Origin of the sequence: Elioraea tepida, from assembly GCF_019203965.1 — a bacterium.
GTDB lineage: Bacteria > Pseudomonadota > Alphaproteobacteria > Acetobacterales > Acetobacteraceae > Elioraea_A > Elioraea_A tepida.
Genome location: NZ_CP076448.1, coordinates 423,315 through 442,762, shown reverse-complemented (window position 1 = coordinate 442,762; position 19,448 = coordinate 423,315). Strand labels below are relative to the sequence as shown.

20 protein-coding genes and 1 tRNA gene are annotated in these 19,448 nt (G+C 71.6%); 8 read left to right on the top strand and 13 right to left on the bottom strand.

Annotation, left to right across the window (positions count from 1 at the left end):
* Window positions 1-94: 94 nt before the first annotated feature.
* The 6 genes from KO353_RS02120 (at window position 95) to KO353_RS02095 (ending at window position 4,791) form a co-directional block, all read left to right on the top strand.
* Window positions 95-976: a D-amino-acid transaminase gene (locus tag KO353_RS02120; protein WP_218286127.1), complete on the top strand. Its 882-nt coding sequence runs from the start codon at window positions 95-97 to the stop codon at window positions 974-976.
* A complete protein-coding gene (locus tag KO353_RS02115) occupies window positions 973-1,632 on the top strand; it encodes an HAD family hydrolase (RefSeq protein WP_218286126.1) in 660 nt (219 codons plus the stop codon). The genes KO353_RS02120 and KO353_RS02115 overlap by 4 nt, the downstream gene beginning before the upstream one ends.
* A 180-nt stretch (window positions 1,633-1,812) precedes the next feature.
* A complete protein-coding gene (gene hfq / locus KO353_RS02110) occupies window positions 1,813-2,142 on the top strand; it encodes an RNA chaperone Hfq (RefSeq protein WP_218287226.1) in 330 nt (109 codons plus the stop codon).
* Window positions 2,143-2,197: 55 nt separating this feature from the next.
* A complete protein-coding gene (hflX, locus tag KO353_RS02105; RefSeq protein WP_407928221.1) occupies window positions 2,198-3,520 on the top strand; it encodes a GTPase HflX in 1,323 nt (440 codons plus the stop codon).
* A 112-nt stretch (window positions 3,521-3,632) separates the two neighbouring features.
* Window positions 3,633-3,926, top strand: coding sequence for a co-chaperone GroES (locus KO353_RS02100; RefSeq protein ID WP_218286125.1), 294 nt, complete (start codon window positions 3,633-3,635; stop codon window positions 3,924-3,926).
* A gap of 76 nt (window positions 3,927-4,002) precedes the next feature.
* On the top strand, window positions 4,003-4,791 hold the full coding sequence (locus tag KO353_RS02095; protein WP_235691986.1) for an inositol monophosphatase family protein: 789 nt from the start codon (window positions 4,003-4,005) through the stop codon (window positions 4,789-4,791).
* A gap of 58 nt (window positions 4,792-4,849) precedes the next feature.
* On the opposite strand, the gene KO353_RS02090 is transcribed toward KO353_RS02095, so the two are convergent.
* The 10 genes from KO353_RS02090 to KO353_RS02045 form a co-directional block, all read right to left on the bottom strand.
* Complete coding sequence (locus tag KO353_RS02090) at window positions 4,850-5,740, bottom strand: DMT family transporter (protein WP_218286124.1); 891 nt, start codon at window positions 5,738-5,740, stop codon at window positions 4,850-4,852.
* Between the two features lie 22 nt (window positions 5,741-5,762).
* On the bottom strand, window positions 5,763-6,575 hold the full coding sequence (gene mazG / locus KO353_RS02085; RefSeq protein ID WP_218286123.1) for a nucleoside triphosphate pyrophosphohydrolase: 813 nt from the start codon (window positions 6,573-6,575) through the stop codon (window positions 5,763-5,765).
* Window positions 6,576-6,639: 64 nt separating this feature from the next.
* A complete protein-coding gene (locus KO353_RS02080; RefSeq protein ID WP_218286122.1) occupies window positions 6,640-7,410 on the bottom strand; it encodes an MBL fold metallo-hydrolase in 771 nt (256 codons plus the stop codon).
* On the bottom strand, window positions 7,407-8,195 hold the full coding sequence (locus KO353_RS02075) for a TatD family hydrolase (RefSeq protein ID WP_218286121.1): 789 nt from the start codon (window positions 8,193-8,195) through the stop codon (window positions 7,407-7,409). Before KO353_RS02075 ends, KO353_RS02080 begins: the two co-directional genes overlap by 4 nt.
* Window positions 8,196-8,199: 4 nt before the next feature.
* Window positions 8,200-9,741: a methionine--tRNA ligase gene (gene metG / locus KO353_RS02070; protein WP_218286120.1), complete on the bottom strand. Its 1,542-nt coding sequence runs from the start codon at window positions 9,739-9,741 to the stop codon at window positions 8,200-8,202.
* A 34-nt stretch (window positions 9,742-9,775) separates the two neighbouring features.
* The gene (locus KO353_RS02065; protein ID WP_218286119.1) at window positions 9,776-10,783 is read right to left on the bottom strand and encodes a DNA polymerase III subunit delta'; all 1,008 of its coding nucleotides are present in this window, start codon (window positions 10,781-10,783) and stop codon (window positions 9,776-9,778) included.
* Complete coding sequence (gene tmk, locus KO353_RS02060) at window positions 10,780-11,421, bottom strand: dTMP kinase (protein ID WP_218286118.1); 642 nt, start codon at window positions 11,419-11,421, stop codon at window positions 10,780-10,782. Before tmk ends, KO353_RS02065 begins: the two co-directional genes overlap by 4 nt.
* A gap of 19 nt (window positions 11,422-11,440) precedes the next feature.
* Window positions 11,441-12,694, bottom strand: coding sequence for a D-alanyl-D-alanine carboxypeptidase family protein (locus KO353_RS02055; protein WP_218286117.1), 1,254 nt, complete (start codon window positions 12,692-12,694; stop codon window positions 11,441-11,443).
* A gap of 30 nt (window positions 12,695-12,724) precedes the next feature.
* Window positions 12,725-13,690 carry a septal ring lytic transglycosylase RlpA family protein gene (locus tag KO353_RS02050; RefSeq protein ID WP_218286116.1) on the bottom strand — a complete coding sequence of 322 codons (966 nt, stop codon included), beginning with the start codon at window positions 13,688-13,690 and terminating at the stop codon, window positions 12,725-12,727.
* Window positions 13,687-14,661 (bottom strand): lytic murein transglycosylase, encoded by a 975-nt coding sequence (locus KO353_RS02045; protein WP_218286115.1) that lies wholly within the window; start codon window positions 14,659-14,661, stop codon window positions 13,687-13,689. The genes KO353_RS02050 and KO353_RS02045 overlap by 4 nt, the downstream gene beginning before the upstream one ends.
* A gap of 141 nt (window positions 14,662-14,802) precedes the next feature.
* On the opposite strand from KO353_RS02045, the gene KO353_RS02040 reads away from it, so the two are divergent.
* Window positions 14,803-16,203, top strand: coding sequence for an MmgE/PrpD family protein (locus tag KO353_RS02040; protein ID WP_218286114.1), 1,401 nt, complete (start codon window positions 14,803-14,805; stop codon window positions 16,201-16,203).
* A gap of 3 nt (window positions 16,204-16,206) precedes the next feature.
* Here the strand turns inward: KO353_RS02040 and lexA are convergent, their stop codons facing one another.
* The 3 genes from lexA to KO353_RS02025 form a co-directional block, all read right to left on the bottom strand.
* Complete coding sequence (gene lexA, locus KO353_RS02035) at window positions 16,207-16,923, bottom strand: transcriptional repressor LexA (protein ID WP_218286113.1); 717 nt, start codon at window positions 16,921-16,923, stop codon at window positions 16,207-16,209.
* A 183-nt stretch (window positions 16,924-17,106) separates the two neighbouring features.
* Window positions 17,107-17,487, bottom strand: coding sequence for a hypothetical protein (locus KO353_RS02030; RefSeq protein ID WP_218286112.1), 381 nt, complete (start codon window positions 17,485-17,487; stop codon window positions 17,107-17,109).
* A 40-nt stretch (window positions 17,488-17,527) separates the two neighbouring features.
* Window positions 17,528-19,129, bottom strand: a complete 1,602-nt coding sequence (locus tag KO353_RS02025) for a bifunctional metallophosphatase/5'-nucleotidase (RefSeq protein ID WP_218286111.1) — start codon at window positions 19,127-19,129, stop codon at window positions 17,528-17,530.
* A 182-nt stretch (window positions 19,130-19,311) separates the two neighbouring features.
* On the opposite strand from KO353_RS02025, the gene KO353_RS02020 reads away from it, so the two are divergent.
* Window positions 19,312-19,401 (top strand) — tRNA-Ser (locus KO353_RS02020).
* Window positions 19,402-19,448 lie beyond the last annotated feature (47 nt).

Below are 19,448 nucleotides of genomic sequence, written 5' to 3'. Positions count from 1 at the left end.
TCGTCCAGGGCGGAACCTGACCCTGGCGTCCCTGCGCCCTGGCAAACGCCGCCGGCTTCGGCTTCACTCGCAGCGCCCGAACAGGAGCACCCGCATGTCCAGGATCGCTTATGTCAACGGCCGCTACCTGCCGCACCGGGAGGCCTCGACGCATATCGAGGACCGCGGCTACCAGTTCGCCGATGCCGTGTACGAGGTGGTGCACGTCCACGACGGCCGGTTCGTCGATGACGGCCCGCATCTCGACCGGCTCGAGCGGTCCTTGCGCGAGATCCGGATCCCGATGCCGATGTCGCGCGCCGCGCTTCGCCGCGTGCTCGCCGAGGTGGTGCGCCGGAACCGGATCGACGAGGGTCTTCTCTACCTTCAGGTCAGCCGCGGGGTCGCCCGGCGCGACCATGCCTTTCCGGCAAAGCCGGTGCCGCCCGTTCTCGTCGTCACGGTCAAGCGCATCAAGCCCTATCCCGCCTCGATCGATGGCTGGGGCACGACGGCGATCACCCATCCCGACCTGCGCTGGGCCCGCTGCGACATCAAGACCGTCGGGCTTCTGCCGAACGTGCTCGCCCGCCAGGCAGCGAAGGAGAAAGGGGCCTCGGAGGCGATCCTGATCGCCCCCGACGGGACGGTCACCGAGGGCGCCGCCACCACCGTCTGGATCGTCGATCAGGAAGGGCGGCTTCGCACACGCGACCTCGAAGCGAACATCCTGCCCGGCTGCACCCGGCGTGTCCTGATCGAGCTTCTGCGCGAGAACGGCATCCCATTCGTCGAAGGGCCGTTCACGGAACAGGAGCTCCGCACGGCGCGAGAGGCCTTCATCACATCCGCCACCTCGTTCGTGAAGCCGATCCTTGCGATCGACGGGGTGGCGGTCGGCGACGGCACGCCAGGGCCGGTGACGCGGCGTCTGTTCGACATCTTCTCGCGCCATGTGCGCGGGCAGCGCAACGAGCCGCCGAGAGCTGCGGCATGAGGCCGCCGCAGCCCGAAGCGGTCCTGTTCGACTGGGACAACACCCTTGTCGATGCCTGGCCTGGGATCGCGCATGCGCTGAATACCGCTCTCACCCGCTTCGGCCACCCGGCCTGGACGCTGGATGAGGTTCGGGCGCGGGTGCGCAAGTCGCTGCGCGACACGTTCCCCTCGCTGTTCGGCCGCGGCTGGGAGGAGGCGCGGGAGGTATTCTACGAGGCGCTCGAGGCGACGCATCTGACGCAGCTGACGCCGCTTCCGGGCGCTGGCGAGACTCTTGCCCAGGCGCGCGCCCTCGGCCTTCCCCTCGCGGTGGTGTCGAACAAGACAGGCCGCTTCCTGCGCCGGGAAGCCGAGGCGCTCGGCTGGTCGGGCGCGTTCGCGATCCTGGTCGGCGCCGGCGATGCCGAGGCCGACAAGCCCGACCCAGCGCCGTTCCGGCTGGCGCTCGGCGCGCTTGGCCAAAGCGCGGGCAGCTCGGTCTGGTATGTCGGGGACACGGCTCTCGACATGCTCGCGGCTCGGAACGCCGGGCTCACCGGCATCCTTTTCGGCGATGCCGCGCATGACGGCGGCCCCTCCGCCTCCTTGCATGACTGGCATGCCCCCGACCATGCGAGCCTGCAGTCCCTGCTCGCGACCCGTGTGGCGGCCTGACCTCTCGCTCGCAGAGACGTGCAGCGTGGCGTGCGCGCACTCTTCTTGTTCCGCTCGCGCGCGTGCTATATCTCGCGATTGCGAAATGGCCGCCTCGGCATGGCCGTCTCGTCAGCCCCGCAAGACCCGCAAGACGGCAACGCGACAGAAGAAAGAACACGACAGAAGAAAGGTTGGGCCATGGCGACGGAAAAGGCTCAGAATGTGCAGGACGTATTCCTGAACCATGTGCGGAAGAACAAGACGCCCGTGACGATCTTTCTCGTCAACGGCGTCAAGCTTCAAGGCATCATCACCTGGTTCGACAACTTCTCCGTCCTCTTGCGCCGCGACGGCCACACGCAGCTCGTCTACAAGCACGCGATTTCCACCGTGATGCCGGGCGCACCGATCATGCTGTTCGATGCCTCCCGCGCCGCGCCGGAACAGCAGGCCTCCGCCCCCGGCCCGAACACCTTGACTGTCTCGCCGAAGGAGAGCGCCCCTGCGTCGGCCCCGGCGGGAGACTGACGCGAGAGGCGCCGGCGCGGAGCCGCTCCCGCCGCAGCCGAACACCGCCGCCGTCATCCTGCCCTGGGAGCGATCGGATTCCGTCCGCGCCGCCGCAGACGGGTCCGACCTGCCCCCCGGTCTGCTTCGCCCAGCCGAGGCTCGGCTCGAGGAGGCGGTGTCGCTAACCCGCTCGATCGGGCTTTCCGTCATCTGGACGGGGGTGCTGCCCCTGCGCGGCCGCCGACCGGCCACGCTGCTCGGCGCGGGCCAGGTGGAGAACGTTGCCAACGCCGTGCGGCTGAACCGGGTAGCGGTGGCGGTTGTCGATTCGCAGCTGAGCCCGGTGCAACAGCGCAACCTTGAGAAGGCCTGGGGCTGCAAGGTGATCGACCGAACCGGGCTTATCCTCGAGATCTTCGGCGCCCGGGCCCGCACCCGAGAGGGAGCGCTTCAGGTCGAGCTCGCGCATCTCGAGTACCAGCGCACCCGACTCGTCCGGTCCTGGACCCATCTCGAGCGGCAGCGCGGCGGCTTCGGCTTCCTCGGCGGCCCGGGCGAGAGCCAGATCGAGATCGACCGCCGGCTGATCGGCGACCGGATCGCGAAGCTCAGGCGCGAGCTCGAGGAGGTGCGCCGAACCCGCGGCCTGCATCGCGGCGCCCGCCGGCGGGTTCCCTATCCGGTGGTCGCCCTCGTCGGCTACACCAACGCCGGCAAGTCCACGCTGTTCAACGCGCTCACCGGTGCGTCGGTGCTCGCGAAGGACCAGCTCTTCGCCACCCTCGACCCGACGATGCGGGCGCTGAAGCTTCCCTCCGGCCGGACGGTGATCCTCTCCGACACGGTCGGGTTCATCTCCGACCTGCCGCACGAGCTCGTCGCGGCGTTCCGCGCCACCCTCGAGGAGGTGGCGGAAGCCGACATCATCCTGCACGTGCGCGACGTCGCCCACCCCGACAGCGCCGCGCAGCGGGCGGACGTGCTCGGCGTTCTCGACGGAATGGTGAAGGACGGCGCGCTCGACCCTGCTTGGCAGGACAGGGTGATCGAGGTGCTGAACAAGTCCGACCTGCTCGCCGAGGAGGCGCGCGTCGCGCTTGAAGCCAAGCCTGGGACGGTGCTCGTCTCGGCGCTCACCGGCGCGGGCCTCGGCGCGCTCAAGGCGGCGATCGACGCCTGCCTTTCCGCCGGCCTCGGCGTGCACCGGATCACGCTTGGGCCGGCGGAGGGGGCCGCACTCGCCTGGCTCTATGCGCATGGCGAGGTGGTCGACCGCCGCGACGCGGCAGAGGCGATCCATCTGGCCGTGCGGCTTTCGGACGAGGACCGCGCCCGCTTCGAGAACCGGCGTGCGCAGGCGGCGAAAGAGGCGGGAGGCCTCGTATCCAAGGCCTGAGGGGCGGCGCGCCGCCGCGTCGCCCCCGGGCCGCGCACCGGCGCGGTTGACGGCCCATCCGCTTCTTGCTGCGATGGGCCTGACGCTCTCAGCCGCGCAGGAGTGCCCATCCATGCCGTCGACGTTCCGCCCGCTCGGCGACCGCATCCTCGTCGAGCCGATCGCCTCGGAGACGAAAACCAAGGGCGGGATCATCATCCCCGACACGGCCATCGAGAAGCCGACGCGCGGCAAGGTGGTCGCCGTCGGCCCCGGGGCGCGGGCTGAGGACGGGCGGCTCCTCAAGCTCGACGTCAAGGTCGGCGATATCGTTCTCTACGGGAAATGGACCGGCACCGAAGTGAAGCTCGACGGCAAGGACTTCGTGATCATGAAGGAGGCCGACGTCCTCGGGATCGCAGAGTGACTGCCGCGCGCTTGTCCCCGGAGGATCGGGCCTGAACCCGATCCGATCGGCCGAGGCGGCAGCGTCGGTTGCCGCCGTGCTTGCGGAGGCCGCCGTTACCGAGGTGATGCCACGCTTCCGGAACCTCGCCGCCGGCGAGGTGCGCGCCAAATCGGGGCCGCAGGACCTCGTCACGGCGGCGGACGAGGCCTGCGAGCGGGCAGTGGTCGCCGCACTCGAGCGGATCGCGCCGGGCATCCCCGTGGTCGGCGAGGAGAGCGCCGCGGCCGACCCGTCCATGCTCGCCCGCGCCGCCTCGGCCGAGTGGTGTTTCGTGCTCGACCCGGTGGATGGCACCGCGAATTTCGCCGCCGGCCTGCCGCTGTTCGGAACGATGCTCGCGCTTCTGCACCAGGGCGAACCGGTCGCTGCCTGGATGCACGACCCGATCCTGCACGACACCGCGATCGCGCTCGCGGGCGAGGGGGCGTGGGTCGAGGACCGGCATGGGCGTCGTCATGACCTCCGCGTGGCCGAGCCCGTGCCGCTTGGTGCGATGCGCGCCGCCGTGAGCCACCGCTACCTGCCGCCCGAGCTCGCCGGCCGGGTTCGCCCCCGGCTCGGCCTGTTCGGCGCGGGCTGGGAGCTTCGCTGCGCCGCGCACGAGTGGCGCCTTGCCGCCTCAGGGCCGATCCACGCCCTGTTCTACTGGCGGCTGATGCCCTGGGACCATGCTCCCGGCGTGCTGATCCACCGCGAGGCGGGCGGCCACGCCGCCCTGATCGATGGCCGGCCCTATCACGCCTCGGTGCTGTCGGGGGGGATGATCGCCGCGCCAGATCGTGACTCGTGGGAGGCTGTGCGCGAGGCGCTGCTCGCGCCCTGAGGGGCTGGGCTGACGGCGGAACAGCCGAGACGCGCCGGTGGCCGCCTCGTCCGTCGGCTCATCCCCGCTGCGGCCCGGGCCTGCTGCGAACAAGCCTGCCGCTTGCGACCGCGATCCCGGCAAGCACCAGCGCGCCGCCCGCGAGCGCCGTCGGCTGCGGCCGCTCGTTGAGCACGGTCACGGCGAGCGCCGTCGTCCAGAGCGGGATCAGGTAGTCGACGAAGCCGGCCGTCGCCGCCGGCGCGCGGGCGAGCAGGCGCCAGTAGAGAGCCATCGGCAGGGCGGTCGCGACCGAGCCGAGAGCGGCGATCGAGAGAGCCGTGCCGAGGTCGGGCGGCGGGGCGATCCCCTGGTCGGTCGCGAGAGCGAGCAGGGCGGAGGCGGCGATCGAGACGATCTGCTGGCCGATCGCCGTCCCGGCCGCGTCGGGTGGTCGCACCCGGCGGCCATAGGTCGCCCCGGCGGCATAGGAGGTCGCGACCAGGAGCATGGCCGCGAACCCCTCGAGCGAGGCGGAGGAGGCGGCGAGCACGCCCGGGCCGAGCACGAGCGCGACGCCGCAGAAGCCGATCGCCACCCCTGCGAGCCCGTGTCGGGTGATCCGCTCGCCCGGCAGGAAGAGATGCGCGAGGATCGAGAGGATGAGCGGCATCGAGGCGGCGACGAGAGCTGCCGGGGCGGTGTCGATGCGCCCCACCGCGAAGGCCATCAGCGCGCTCGAAAGCCAGCCATTGGTGGTGCCGACGACGAGCACGTCGAGAAGACGCATCCTCGGGACGCGGCGGCGCCAGAGCGCCACGAGGCAGAGCACGGCGAGAGCGGCGATGCCGCGCCAGAAGGTGAGGGTGAAGGGAGCGAGGGTCTCCCCGGCAAGGCGTAGCCAGAGGAGCGTCGTTCCCCAGCCCGCCGAGACGATGAGCAGCGTGGGCCAGACGCCGGGGGCGCTCACGACGCGAGGCGCGGACGCGCTGTCATTCCCGCTCCGCCGCCTTGGCCGCCTGCCAGTGCGCCTCCATCTCGGCAAGGCTCGCCTCTTCCGGGCGCCGGCTGGCGGCGGCAAGCGCCGCCTCGACGGCGCGGAAGCGGCGCTCGAACTTGGCGTTCGCGCCGCGCAGGCAGGCCTCGGGGTCGAGCTCGAGCTTGCGCGCGAGGTTCGCAAGCACGAACAGCATGTCGCCGACCTCGTCGGCGAGCCGCGCCGGATCGCGCTCTGCCTGGGCGAGCTCAGCGCGGAGCTCCTCCGTCTCCTCGGCGAGCTTGTCGAGAACGGCCGCGGCATCCGGCCAGTCGAAGCCGACCCGGGCCGCGCGTCGGGTGAGCTTCGCCGCGCGGGTCAGTGCGGGCAGGGCGAGGGGGAGGCCGGCAAGCACGCCCGTCTCGGCGCGGGCGGCGCGTTCGGCCGCCTTCTGCGCCTCCCAGGCCTCGGTTTGCTCCGCCGCGTTCTCGCGGCGCGCCTCTCCGAACACGTGCGGGTGGCGCCGGATCATCTTCTCGGTAATCCCGCGCGCAACGGCGGCGAAGTCGAAGCGGCCGGCTTCGGCTGCCATCTGCGCGTGGTAGACGACCTGAAACAGGAGATCGCCGAGCTCGTCGGCAAGTGCTGCCCAGTCGCGCCGTGCGATCGCATCGGCGACCTCGTAGGCCTCTTCGATCGTGTAGGGGGCGATCGTGTCGAAGTCCTGCTCGCGGTCCCAGGGGCAGCCGCGTTCGGGGTCACGCAGGGCGGCCATGACGCGGAGGAGGCGGCGGAGTTCCTCGGCGGCTTCCGGCGTGTCGTTGGTCAAGCGGTGCCTCCCGATGGTCAGACCAAAAGTCCGATAATCATGATTATGGAAAACACGCGCATGGTCAGACGACCAGCTCGAGGCCGTCGAAGCCGGGCTCGACCCCCTCGGGCAGCGCAGCGGCGAGCGCCCGGTAGTCGAAGCTCTCGCCCATGTGCGTGAGCACCGTCCGCTCGGGCTTAAGCCGATCGACCCAGCCGAGCACGCGATCGAGATGCGCGTGCGTTTTGTGCGGCGCGGCCTGGAAGCAGCCGACGATCCAGACGCGCACCCCGCCGAGCGCCGCGAGCGCCGTCTCGTCAAGGTCGAGCACGTCGGTCGAATAGGCGAAGTCGCCGATCCGGAACCCGAGGCTCGGCATGAACCCATGGTCCTGCAGGATCGGCAGGACTCTCACCCCGGCCGCCTCGAACGCCACGCCTGGGGTGATCTCGTTGGGCTCGAGCACCGGGCGGAAGAACGCCCCCGGTGCCTTCAGCGGCTGGAAGGCGTAGTCGAACCGCTTCTGCAGATTAGCGAGTGTCCGGCCATCGGCATGCACCGGGATCGGCCGGCCGATCAGCTTGTTAACGCCGCGCAGGTCGTCGAGCCCCATCACATGGTCGGCGTGGCTGTGGGTGTAGAGCACCGCGTCGATCCGCCACTTGCCGGCCGAGAGAAGCTGAAAGCGCAGATCCGGCGCCGTGTCGACAAGCAGCGTGGCGGCCTCGGTCTCGACCAGGATCGAGGCCCGCGTGCGGCGGTTGCGCGGCTCTTCGGGGTCGCAGGCGCCCCAGCGCCCGCCGATCAGCGGCACCCCACCCGAGCCGCCGCAGCCGAGGACCGTGACCTTCACGCCGCTGCCGGCAGCCTGAGCCGGCGAAACAGCCGGAGCGTGTTCGCGGTGGTGAATTCGGCGAGAGCCGAAAGGCCAAGGCCGCGGACTTGGGCCAGCGTCCGGGCGGTGTGGGCGACCATCCCCGGCTCGCAGCGCTTGCCCCGGAACGGTTCTGGGGCGAGGTAGGGAGCGTCGGTCTCGACCAAAAGCCGGTCAACCGGCAGGTCACGGGCGAGAGCGCGCAGCTCCTCCGATCGCCGGAAGGTGAGGATCCCCGAGAAGCTGATGAGGCCGCCAAGTTCAACTGCAGTTTCAGCGAGTTGTCGCGATGAGCTGAAGCAGTGCATGACGAAGGGGAAGGCGCCTCCCCGCTCCCGTTCATCCTTCAGGATCAGGGCGATGTCAGCGTCGGCGTCGCGGGCATGGACGACGAGCGGCAAGCCCGTTTCACGCGCGGCCCGGATGTGCCGGCGAAAGCTTTCCGCGGCAATCTTTCGCGGGGCCTTCTCGTAGTGATAGTCGAGCCCGCTCTCGCCGATGCCGACGACGCGCGGGTGGTCGGCGAGCGCCACGAGCTGGGCCACTTCCGGCAGCGGCTCCTCGGCGGCGTTGTGCGGGTGGATGCCGACGGTGCACCACACCTCCGGGAACGCCTCGGCGATCGCCTTGACGGTGGCGGCCTGGCGCAGCCTGACGCCGATCGTGATCACCGCCTCCACCCCCGCCTCGCGGGCGCGCGCGATCAGCCCCGGGCGCTCCTCGGCCGACCAGTGGTCGAGATGGCAGTGGCTGTCGATCAGCACCGTCTCAGCCCCCCTTCCCCGGCCTCTCCTCGAGTTTGCGGAACAGCGGCCTCGGTTCGGGAAGCGCCACGCCGCCCGCTATCGGCCGCTCGAGCGCGTCGAAGCCGCGCTCGGTAACGGCGAGCTGGTCGAGCAGCCGGGACATCGTCCCCGGCATCACCGGCTGAAGCAGGATGGCGAGGCGACGCAGCGTCTCGGCGAGCGTCCAGAGAACCGTGCCCATCCGGCCCGGGTCGGTCCTGCGCAGCGCCCACGGCGCCTCGCGGTCGATATAGGCATTCGCCTCGCGGATCACCGCCCAGGCCGCCTCGAGAGCGGCGTGGAACGCCTGGCGGGCCATCTCCTCGCGCATCCTTGGCAGAAGCGACGCGGCGGCCTCGAGCAAGGCCCGGTCGGCCGACGCGAGCTCGCCCGGCATGGGAAGAACCCCGCCGCAGTTCCGGGCGATGAAGCCGAGCGTGCGCTGCGCGAGATTGCCGAACTCGTTGGCGAGGTCGACATTGAGGCGGCGCCTCAGCCCCTCCTCCGTGTAGTCTCCATCGGCGCCGAAGGGCACCTCGCGCAAGAGGAAGAAGCGGAACGGATCAAGCCCGACACGCTCGATCTCGGCGAAGGGGTCGACCACGTTGCCGAGCGACTTCGACATCTTCTGCCCTTCGACCGTCCACCAGCCGTGGGCGAACACCCGACGCGGCGGGGCAAGGCCGGCGCTCATCAGGAAGGCAGGCCAATAGACCGCGTGAAAGCGCAGGATGTCCTTGCCGACGAGATGGAGATCGGCGGGCCAGAACCCGGCCCGCTCGGACGTCTCGTCCGGCCAGCCTGTGGCGGTGACGTAGTTGGTCAAGGCATCGAGCCACACATACATCACGTGGCCCGGGCTGTCCGGCACCGGCACGCCCCAGCTGAAACTCGTGCGGCTGACGGAGAGGTCCTCGAGCCCCGAACGGACGAAAGAGACGACCTCGTTCCGGCGCGCCTCCGGGGCGATGAAGTCCGGATTGGCGTCGTAGAAGGCGAGCAGCCGCTCTTGCCAGGCAGAGAGGCGGAAGAACCAGGAGGGCTCCTTCACCCACTCGACCGGAGCGCCGGTGGGGGCACGGCGCACCCCGTCCTCGCCCACCACCGTCTCGCTTTCGCGATAGAAGGCCTCGTCGCGAACGGCGTACCAGCCGCCGTAGTCGCCGAGATAGAGGTCTCCGGCGGCGTGGATCCGCCGCCAGAGCTCCTCGCAGGCGCGGTAGTGGCGCGGCTCGGTGGTGCGGATGAAGTCGTCGTTCGAGAAGCCCATCGCGGCGGCGAGCGCGCGGAAATTGGCGCTCACCTCGTCGGTGAACGGCTTCGGCGCCATTCCCCGCGCGGCCGCCGCCTTCTCCACCTTCTGGCCGTGCTCGTCCGTGCCGGTGAGGAAGAACACCTCCCGCCCGTCGAGCCGCATGAAGCGGGCGAGCACATCGGCCGCGAGCGTGGTGTAGGCGTGCCCGATATGCGGCACGTCGTTGACGTAGTAGATTGGGGTCGTGACGTAGAAGCGGCGTCGTTGCATCGTCTTGTCCGTGCGTCCGCCCGGCATCGAGCCGTCAGGGTGTGTCGAGCGCGCCCCCCGGCCGGAGCGCGAGGAGCGCCGAGAGCACGGCCTGCTTGCGGTCGAGGTTGAGCGCGTCGGTCTGTCGCGCGAGCTGCCCGACCTTCTCCCACAAGCCCCCCCACTCTTCAAGCGGCCGCAGCCGCGCCACCGCATCGGCCTGCCCGACGGCCGACGCCTTCGCAAGCGCGGCAAGCCGGTCACGCAACAGGCCCATGAACAGCGCGAACCCCTCCTCCGCGCCCGGTCGCGCGAGCCGGTCGGCGAGCGCATGGGCCGCCGTGAGGTCGAGCGCCGGAAGGCCCTGGAACACGCGCGCGAGAGCAGCGGAGAGCTCGGCCGCCCCGCCCTCGGCGAGAGCGAGCGCACGCCCGATCGACCCGCCGGCAAGCGCGACGGCGGCCTCGGCCTCCGCGGGCGGGAGGTCAGGCGCGTGCTGGGCGAGCAGGAGAGCGACCTCGCTCGCGGCAAGCGGCGCGAGCGAGAGCCTGCGGCAGCGGCTGCGGATCGTCGGCAGAAGACGCGCCGGGGCGTGGCAGACGAGCAGGATCAGCGCCTTCGGCGGCGGTTCCTCGAGGATCTTGAGAAGCGCGTTGGCCGCCTCGGCAGAGAGGTCGTCAGCCGGATCGACGATCGCCACGCGCCAGGGGCTCTCGGCACCGGTGAGTCGGAGGAAGCCGATCATGCCGCGCACGTCATCGATCGCGATCTCGGTGCGCAGCCGCCCCGTCCGCGGGTTTTCCGTGCGTGCGACGAGGCGAAGGTCGGGATGGCTGCCGGAAGCGACCTTGCGCGCGGCAGGATGTCCCGCCGGCACGGCGAGCGGCGAGGCCGCTTGGGGAAAGCCGGCGAGCACCCAGGTGGCCGCGGCACGGGCGAAGGTGGCCTTGCCGATGCCCGGCGGGCCGCCGATCACCCAGGCGTGGTGCAGCCGCCCGGCGGCGGCGGCCTCGGCGAAGGCCTCCGCCGCCGCCCTGTGGCCGACGAGCTCGCCCTGGCTCATGCGGCGGCCGGCAGAACGAGCCCGAGACGTTCCGCGACGGCCGCGCGGATCGCTGCCGCCACCGCCTCGGCCGGGCGCGCAGCGTCGATCACCACGCAGCGCTTCGGCTCCGACGCCGCACGTCGCAGGAACCCTTCGCGGATCCTGGCATGGAAGGCATGGTCGAAGCGCTCGTAGCGGTTTCTCGCCGACCGTGCGGCCGCGCGGGCGAGCCCCTGCTCGACGGGAAGGTCGAGGATGAGCGTGAGGTCCGGGGCGACGTCGCCGAGCGTGGCGCGATGGATCGCCGCGATCGCCGCCGCCTCGACCCCCTGCCCGTCGCCCTGGTACACGGCGGTGCTGTCGGCGAACCGGTCGGAGACGACCCAGGCGCCGCGTTCGAGCGCCGGCCGGATCACCCGCGCAACGTGCTGCACACGAGCGGCATAGTGCAGAAGCGTCTCGGCGAGCGGCTCCCAGCGCCCCGGCGCGCCGGTGACCAGCAGCCCGCGTATGGCCTCGGCCCCCGCCTCGCCGCCGGGCTCGCGCGTCTCGACCGCCTCGAGCCCGGCTGCGCGGATCGCCTCCGCGAGCAGCCGCGCCTGCGTGGTCTTGCCCGCCCCCTCCCCGCCCTCGAGCGTGATGAACCGACCGCCCATGCCGAGGCGCGCTGCCGCCTCAGCTTCCAAACACGAGGTGCCGGAGGCTTGCGCCGATCCGCGGCACGAAGCCGAGCCGCGGCACGTCCGCCCCGGCATAGAGCGGCACGGACATCTGCGGCACGCCCCTGCCCGACACCTCGAGCCTGCCGAGCTCCGTCCCGCGCGCGACCGGGGCCTTGACAGGCGCGGTGTAGTGCACCGCGATCCGCGCCTCCTGCCGCCAGCTGCGCGGCACCGTCATCACGAGGTCGCGCCCGGCGACAAGCGGGACGGTGTCGCGCTCGCCAAGATGCACCGGGACGTTCTCCACCGTCTCGGCGGCGCCGAACAGGCGCACATTCTCGAACTCGCGGAACGCCCACAGCATCAGCCGCTCGCTCTCCTCGGCGCGGATGCGCATCGAGGGAAGACCGTTGACCACGAGGATCACGCGCCGCCCCCCCTGAACCGCCGAGGCCGTGAGGCCGTAGCCGCTCTCCTCGGTATGGCCGGTCTTCAGCCCGTCGGCGCCGATGTTGCGGTAAAGCAACGGGTTGCGGTTCTCCTGGGTGATGTTGGCAAATCGGAACGAGCGTTCGCTGTAGTAGCGGTAGTAGTCGGGGAAGTCCTGGATGATCCGTGCGGCGAGGAGCGCGAGGTCGCGGCACGACATGCGGTGGTTCGGGTCGGGCCACCCGGTCGAGTTGCGCAACGTCGTCTGCCTCAGCCCAAGGGCGCGGGCGCGCTCGGTCAGGAGGTCAGCGAAGGCCTCCTCCGAGCCGCTGATGGCCTCGGCGAGAACGATGCAGGCGTCGTTGCCCGACTGCACGATCACGCCGCGCAGCAGATCCTCGACCTTCACCCTCTGCCCGACCTCAACGAACATCTTCGACCCGCCCATGCGCCAAGCGCGCTCGCTGACGGGAAGCTCGGTGTCGAGGCGAAGCCGGCCGGCGCGGAGGTGCTCGAACACCACATAAGCCGTCATCAGCTTCGACATCGAGGCGGGCGGCATCGGCACGTCCGCCTCCTTCTCGAGCAGTGTCGCCCCGGTCTCGAAATCGACGATCAGCGCATGCCGCGCGAGCGTATCGACCGGCCCGAGCGGGGTGTTCGCCGGGCTGCCCTGCGGCCGTGGCGGCTGCGGCTGGCGCGGCTGCGGCTGGCCAGTGCGCTGCGGCGGACGCTGCGTCGGCCGCTGCTGCTGCGCGCGCGCGAGCGAGGGCGCGGCGAGGGCGAGCGCCGCGGCGCCGAACAGGCGGCGGCGCGTGGAGGAGATGGTGTCGGTCATCTGGTCCCGGTTCCCTCGGTTCCGCGTCGGTCAGTCGACGACGATCCGGGCGTCGCTCGCGCCTGCACGCAGGGTGGCGGCGAGGAGGTGGTCGGCCTCCGCCACCGTTCGCGCCGGCCCGAGCCGAACCCTATAGAGCGTGCGCCCGTTCGCCGTCACGCGGCTCGTGTGCGCCGGGCCGGCGGCGGCGAGACGCGTACGCAGGGCTTCGGCGTTCCGAGCGCTGCCGAAGACGCCGGCTTGAACCCAGAGCCTTCCCGGCGCCGGGGGCTGCTGGCGCAGCGTCCGCGGCAGGGCGTCGGTGCGCAGCGGCACGGCCAGCAGTGGCGGCGGAGCAGGCGGCGGGGCGGGCAGAGGTGCCGCGACGCGAACCATCGTCGCCGCGCGGGCGCCGGGCGGCGGGGGCAGCGTCTCGGCCTCAACCGGAATGCGCGGCGCGGAGGCGACGACGATCCGTTCGCTCTCCGGAACGGGCGTCCGCGCGCGCGCCTCCGCCGCCACGAGGCGACTCTCCTCGGGGACCACCTGCACCCGCACCTGCGCCACCCCGTCGGCGGGCAGGCCGAGCACGCGGGCCGACGCCTCGGACAGCCCGATGATACGCCCGACATCGACAGGGCCGCGATCGTTCACCCGAACCAGCACCGACCGGCCGTTCTCGAGGTTGGTCACGCGGACGATCGCGGGAAGCTGCAGCGTCGGGTGCTGGGCGGTGAGCTTCGCCGGGTCGAAGACCTCCCCGTTCGCTGTCCGGCTCCCGGCACGCTGCCGGATGACCGTGGCGAGGCCGGTCTCGTCGAGGTCGTAGTCCTCGCGCGGAGAGAACCAGACCCCTCCCCTCCGGTAGGTCTCGCCGACGACGAAGCTGCCCTCGCCCGGGTCGCGCGACGCGCTCCCCGTGAGCCGTTTCCCGAGCTGGGCGACGAAGCCCGTCTCTGCGCAGCCTGCGAGCATCAGCGCGGCGGCGGCGATGGCGGCTAGGGCCGGGCGCGTCATCCGCCGACCCGATCCGACAACAGGCCAACGGCGAGAACGTAATAGGTGCTGTTGTTGTAGCGCCGCACGGCCTGGGCGTTGGGGAACAGCACGAAGGCCTGGCCCGCGGCGCCATCGGGGGCGGCGATCGCCGCCGGCATGTCGCCCGCCGGCATACGCCCGCCATCGGCCGGGCGGACGCCGGCCGACGCCCAGGACGAGAGCGGCCGCATCGTCCGCCCATCCGCCTCCCCGATCGGGAAGCGCGGCGGCAGCGTCACCTCAAAGCCCCAGGGCCCGCCCGGCCGCCAGGCGCCGGCGCGGCGAAGGTAGTTGCCGATCGAGCCGAGCGCGTCCGCCCGGCTGTCCCAGATGTCGCGGCGGCCGTCCCCGTCGAAATCGACCGCATAGGCGAGGAAGGAGCCGGGCATGAACTGCGGCTGGCCCATTGCTCCGGCCCAGCTTCCGAGCATCCGCTCCTTGCGGATGTGCCCCTGGTCGAGGATCCTGAGCGCGTTGAGGAGCTCGCCGCGGAAATACGCGCTCCTGCGGCCGTCATAGGCGAGCGTGGCCAGCGCCTGGACCACGGGGAACCCGCCCATAGTGGCGCCGTAGTTCGTCTCCACCCCCCAGATCGCGGTGACGGTGCGGGCGGCGACGCCGAAGCGTTGCTCGACGGCAGCGAGCAGCGCGCGGTTCTCGGCGAAGGCCTTGCGCCCGTTACCGATCCGCGGTTCCGCGACCACGCGGTCACGGTACTGGGCCCAGCTGAGCGTCACCTCCGGCTGGCGGCGATCGAGCTCGATCACGCGCTGGATCGGCGCGATTCCAGAAAGAGCCCCCTGGATCGTCGCGGCGGAGATCCCCTGCGCGCGTGCTTCGGCGCGCAGCTCGGAGAGCCAACGCTCAAAGGGCTGTGACGCCGCGCGCGCCCCGGCCGCGGCCGCCACGGCCGGGAGAGCCCCGAGGACCACGCGTCGAGTCGCACCCATGTCTTCCTCAATGCCACTTGTGCGTGCGGTTCTCAACGCGTGCTTCGGCTGCGCGCCCCGTGTCGGGAGCCTCCTCCTGGCCTGCCTGGAGCGGCTCGGCTAGAAGGGCGGCGAGGGATGGAAACGGTGAGGGAGAGCGCCATGCGCCCGATCACGGAGGAGTTCGCCGCCTGGGCCGCAGGGATCGACGCGTCCTCGCTGCCCGCCCCGGTGGTCGCACGCGCCAAGGCGCTCGTGCTCGACCTCGTCGGCAACATCGTCCGCGCCCGCCATGACGCGGAGAGCACCCCTGCCCTGCTTGCCGCCGCCCGCTCGCTCGGCCTCTGTGGCGGCACGGCCACCGTGTTCGGGGACGCCGCACGCTACACCCCGGCAGGCGCAGCGCTGGTAAACGGGGCGCTCGCCCATTCGCTTGATTTCGACGACACCCATGCCGCGGGAAGCCTCCACCCCGGCGCGCCGGTGATCCCGGCCGCTCTCGCCGCCGCCGAGCTCGTGCGGGCGAGCGGGGCGCGCCTCGTCGCCGGCATCGTCGCCGGCTACGAGGCGACGATCCGTCTCGCGCTCGCCCTCCCGGCCGGAGACCACTACGACCGCGGCTTCCACCCCACCGCCACCTGCGGCGCCTTCGGCGGCGCGGTCGCCGCCGCACGGGTGTTCGGCCTCGACGCCCGGGGCATGGCGGATGCACTCGGAATCGCGCTGTCCCAGGCCGCGGGCAGCCTTCAGTTCCTCGCCAACGGCGCCTGGACCAAGCGGTTCCAGGTCGGCTGGTCGGCGATGGCGGGGCTTGCGGCGGCGAGCTTGGCGCGCGAGGGCTTCCGCGGTGCGTCGGAGGCGATCGAGGGCCGCCACGGCTTCCTCCGCGCCTATGCCCCGGCGCCGCGGCCGGAGCGCGTGCTCGAAGGCCTCGGCGAGGTGTTCGAGCTGATGGCGACGGCAGTGAAGCCCTATCCCTCGTGCCGCTACGGCCACGCGGCGATCGACGCGGCCCTCGCGCTCCGGGCCGAGCACGGGCTGAGGCCAGAGGAGATCACCGCCGTCACCGTGCACCTGCCCGCGAAGGGCATGCTGCTGATCGGCGCCCCGGCCGAGAAGAAGGCCGAGCCGCGGAATGTCGTGGATGCGCAGTTCTCCGGCCCGTTCGTCGTCGCCGCCGCGCTCGCGACCGGGGCGATGGGCTGGGAGAGCTATGCGCTGCTCGACGACCCTGTGGTGCGCGCGCTGGCGCGGCGCATCCGCTGCGTCGAGGACCCGGAGATCGAGGCCGAGTTCCCCGCCAACATGGCCGGCCGCACCACGGTGGAGACGGGGCGCGGCAGCTTCAGCGCCAAGGTCGTCGTGCCCAAGGGGGAGCCCGGAAATTTCCTCACGGAAGCGGAACTCGCCGCCAAGTTCCACGGGCTTGCGGACGCGATCCTGACGCCGCCGAAGGCGGCCGCCCTCGCCGAGGCCATCCTCTCGCTCGAGGCACTGCCGGATGTGACGGAGCTCGCACGTCTCGCCGGGCCGGTGAGCGCCGTCCGTCTCGCCGGAGAGTGAGCGTCAGCCGTTCGCCTCGAAGCGCCGGAACAGGCCGACGACGCGCCCCTGGATGCGCACCCGGTCGGCCGGGATGATCCGCGGCTGATAGGCAGGGTTGGAGCTTTCGAGCGCGACCGCGTCCTTGCGGCGCCGCAGGCGCTTGAGCGTCACCTCGAACCCGTCGATCAGCGCCACCACGATCGCCCCGTTCGGCGCGTCCTGAGCCGCACGGATCAGCACGATGTCGCCGTCGTGGATGCCGTCGCCGATCATCGAGTCGCCGGTGACCACGAGGGCGAAATGGTCGCCCGCGCCGAGATACTCGGGAGCGATCGGCAGCTCGGCGTCGTGGCTGTCGATCGCCTCGATCGGCTGGCCGGCGGCGATGCGGCCGAGGATCGGCACGGAGGCGTGACGTTGGGGAGGCGGCGGCTCGGCCCGGCGGGCGAAGGCGGCGACGGTGCTGCCATTCTCGGCCGCGAGCACCGGCTCGCGTCGCGCGCGCCTGCCGTTGCCGGCGAGATAGTCCGGGACGCGGATGACCTCGAGTGCGCGGGCACGGTGCGGGTGGCGCCGTATGAAGCCTCGCTCCTCGAGGGCAGTAACGAGACGGTGGATGCCTGACTTCGAGCGGAGCTTCAGCGCCTCCTTCATCTCCTCGAACGAGGGCGAGGTGCCGGTGGTGTTGCAGTGGTCGAGGATGAAGAGAAGCAGCTCGTGCTGCTTTCGCGTCAGCATGACGGCACCCGCGTGGTGGCACCGCGGCCTGGAACCACCCGCAGCTCGGCTCGCTTGTGCCTCGGCATGACGCCACCCTCTTCCCTGCGACCCCAACGCCGCGCGACTCGGAACAAAACCGGAACCCGAATAGTCCGCCCCATCGCGTCGCGTCAAGCGCCACGGCTTGGGCCGCGCCTGTCTTCAGAACGGGGTGCGGACGGGGCGCGGGTCGGCGATCTCGACATAGCCGCGCTGGACGCAGCGCTCCAGCGCTTCGAAGGCGAGCCTCGCCTCGTCATAGGCGGTGCGGAGGCGAGCGAGCCGGTCGATCTCCTCGCGCGTCACCTCGCCGCGCGTCTCCCGCCCCAGTCCGAGCGCACAGGCGAGATACTCGGCCCTGAGCCGCGCGACGACGGTGGCGAGTCGGAGGAACCCGTCACGCGTGATCTCGGGAAGGCGCTGGCCGATGACGGCGCGGTTGGCTTCCCGCACGCCGTGCTCGACCTCGTCGAGCAGGCGCTTCTGAGCGCGGTAGTAGGCGGGGTCGGTGTTGGCGATCGGCATCAGGGGCAGGCCCTCCACTCTCAACCATCGCCTGCCAGGCTTGCCGAAGCGTAAACGCCTAGCGTCTGGTGATCCGCCCATCCGTGACCGGAAGGACGGGGCTCCGTGCGGCGATCCAGGCTTCGACCACGTCCTCGATGTTCGGACCGCCGTCATAGGCGGCGACGGCCCGGTCGCGCAGGCTCAGATAGCCATCTCCTCCCTGGCGGAGGAAGTTGTTGGTGACGATGGTATAGAGCCGGCCGTCCTCGAGCGGCCGCGTGCTGCCGTCGGGGCCGACGACCGACGCGGAGACGAGCCGCCGACCAGGGGGAGCCCCAGGGTCCCAGACGACGCGCAGTCCGGCGAGCTGCGGGAACCGCCCGGCCCCGCTCTCGACCGCCGAGAAGCCGTTCTCGAGCGCGGCGCGCAGATCGGCGCCGGCGAGCGTGAGGGTGGCGAGCGTGTTCGAGAACGGAAGGACGGTGAGAAGGTCGCCCCAGGTGATCGGCCCGGCGGCGAGGCCGGAGCGCAAGCCGCCGCCGTTCTGCAGCGCGATCTCGGCCCCCGATGGCCGCGCGGCGGCAAGCATCGCCTCGGCCACCATGTTGCCGAGGGCGCATTCCTCCCGCCGGCAGGCGTCGTTCGGCAGCGGTGCCGCAGCGGCGCCGATCACCCGCGCGCGCAGCGCCGCAAGCGGCAGCGCAAGCTCCGCCACCAGCGCCTCGACGGCGAGATCGCGCGGGCCAGCGAACGCAAGAGGCAGCGCATCCCCGCGCGCCTCCACCACCCTTCCCTCGGTATCGAGATCGAGGTCGAGCCGGCCTAGGAAGCGGTTGTTCGCTCCTGCTTGGACGACCGGAACCGCGCGTCCGTCCGGCCCCGGAACCGGCTGGGGGTAGCGTGCGAGGGCGGAGGGGTCCGAGTTCGAGAGCAGGGTGTGGCTGTGGCCCCCGACCACAGCGGCAAGCCCGGGCACAGCGGCGGCGATCGCCCGGTCACGCGCGAAGCCGACATGGGTGAGAGCGATCACCGCGCGCGCTCCTGCCGCCCGTGCCTCGGCCGCGGCGGCGGCGACCGCCGCACTCTCCTCGCCGAAACGAAGCCGGGGCCCGGGCGAGGAGATGCGGGGCGTCTCGGCCGTCACGGCGCCGACCACAGCGATTCCCCCGGCGAGCATCACCCAGGGCCGCACGAGGCCGGCGAGCGCCGGCTCCTCCCGCGTGTCGAGATTGGCGCCGAGAACCGGGAACGGGGCGGTGCGGACGAAGCGCGCGATCGTCTCCGGCCCGTGGTCGAACTCGTGGTTGCCCAAGGCCATGGCGTCATAGCCGATCGCGGCCATAACGCGACGCTCGGCCTCGCCGCGCCAGTGCGTGTAGAAGAGGCTGCCCATGAACTGGTCGCCCGCATCGAGCAACAGGACGCGGCGGCCAGCGGCTTCGGCATCGGCGCGCTCGCGCAGAACCGCAGCGGCGAGCCGTGCGCTACCGCCCGAACAGGCGCCAGAGGCCTGGTCCTCGGCGCGGCAGGCGGCGCCGAAGCGGTTCACCGGCTCGTGCCGGCTGTGGACGTCGTTGGTGTGCAGGACGGTGAGGCGAAGCGGCGCCTCGGCGCGCACCAGCGCGGGAGCGGCAAGGACAGGTGCGGCGGCGAGAAGGGTTCGGCGCGTGAGGCGCATGGGGGCTCTCCGCTGCGTTGCGTGCACCAGCGGCCTTAGCGAAAAGCGGGCTGCCTTTGCCAGCAAGACACCGTGACATCAGCATGGCGGCAACGGGCAGGCCGTTGCGTCTGCGGCTCGGCCGTACACGGCCTCCCGGTCGTGACTCGGGCGCCGCCGCGTGGCATCAGGAGCTGCGCCGAGGAGGGGTGGCAGAGCGGTCGAATGCACCGGTCTTGAAAACCGGAGTACCGGCAACGGTACCGTGGGTTCGAATCCCACCCCCTCCGCCAGATTCTCCTCGGATTTCCGAGAAAACTCAATCGGTTGGCTCTGCCGC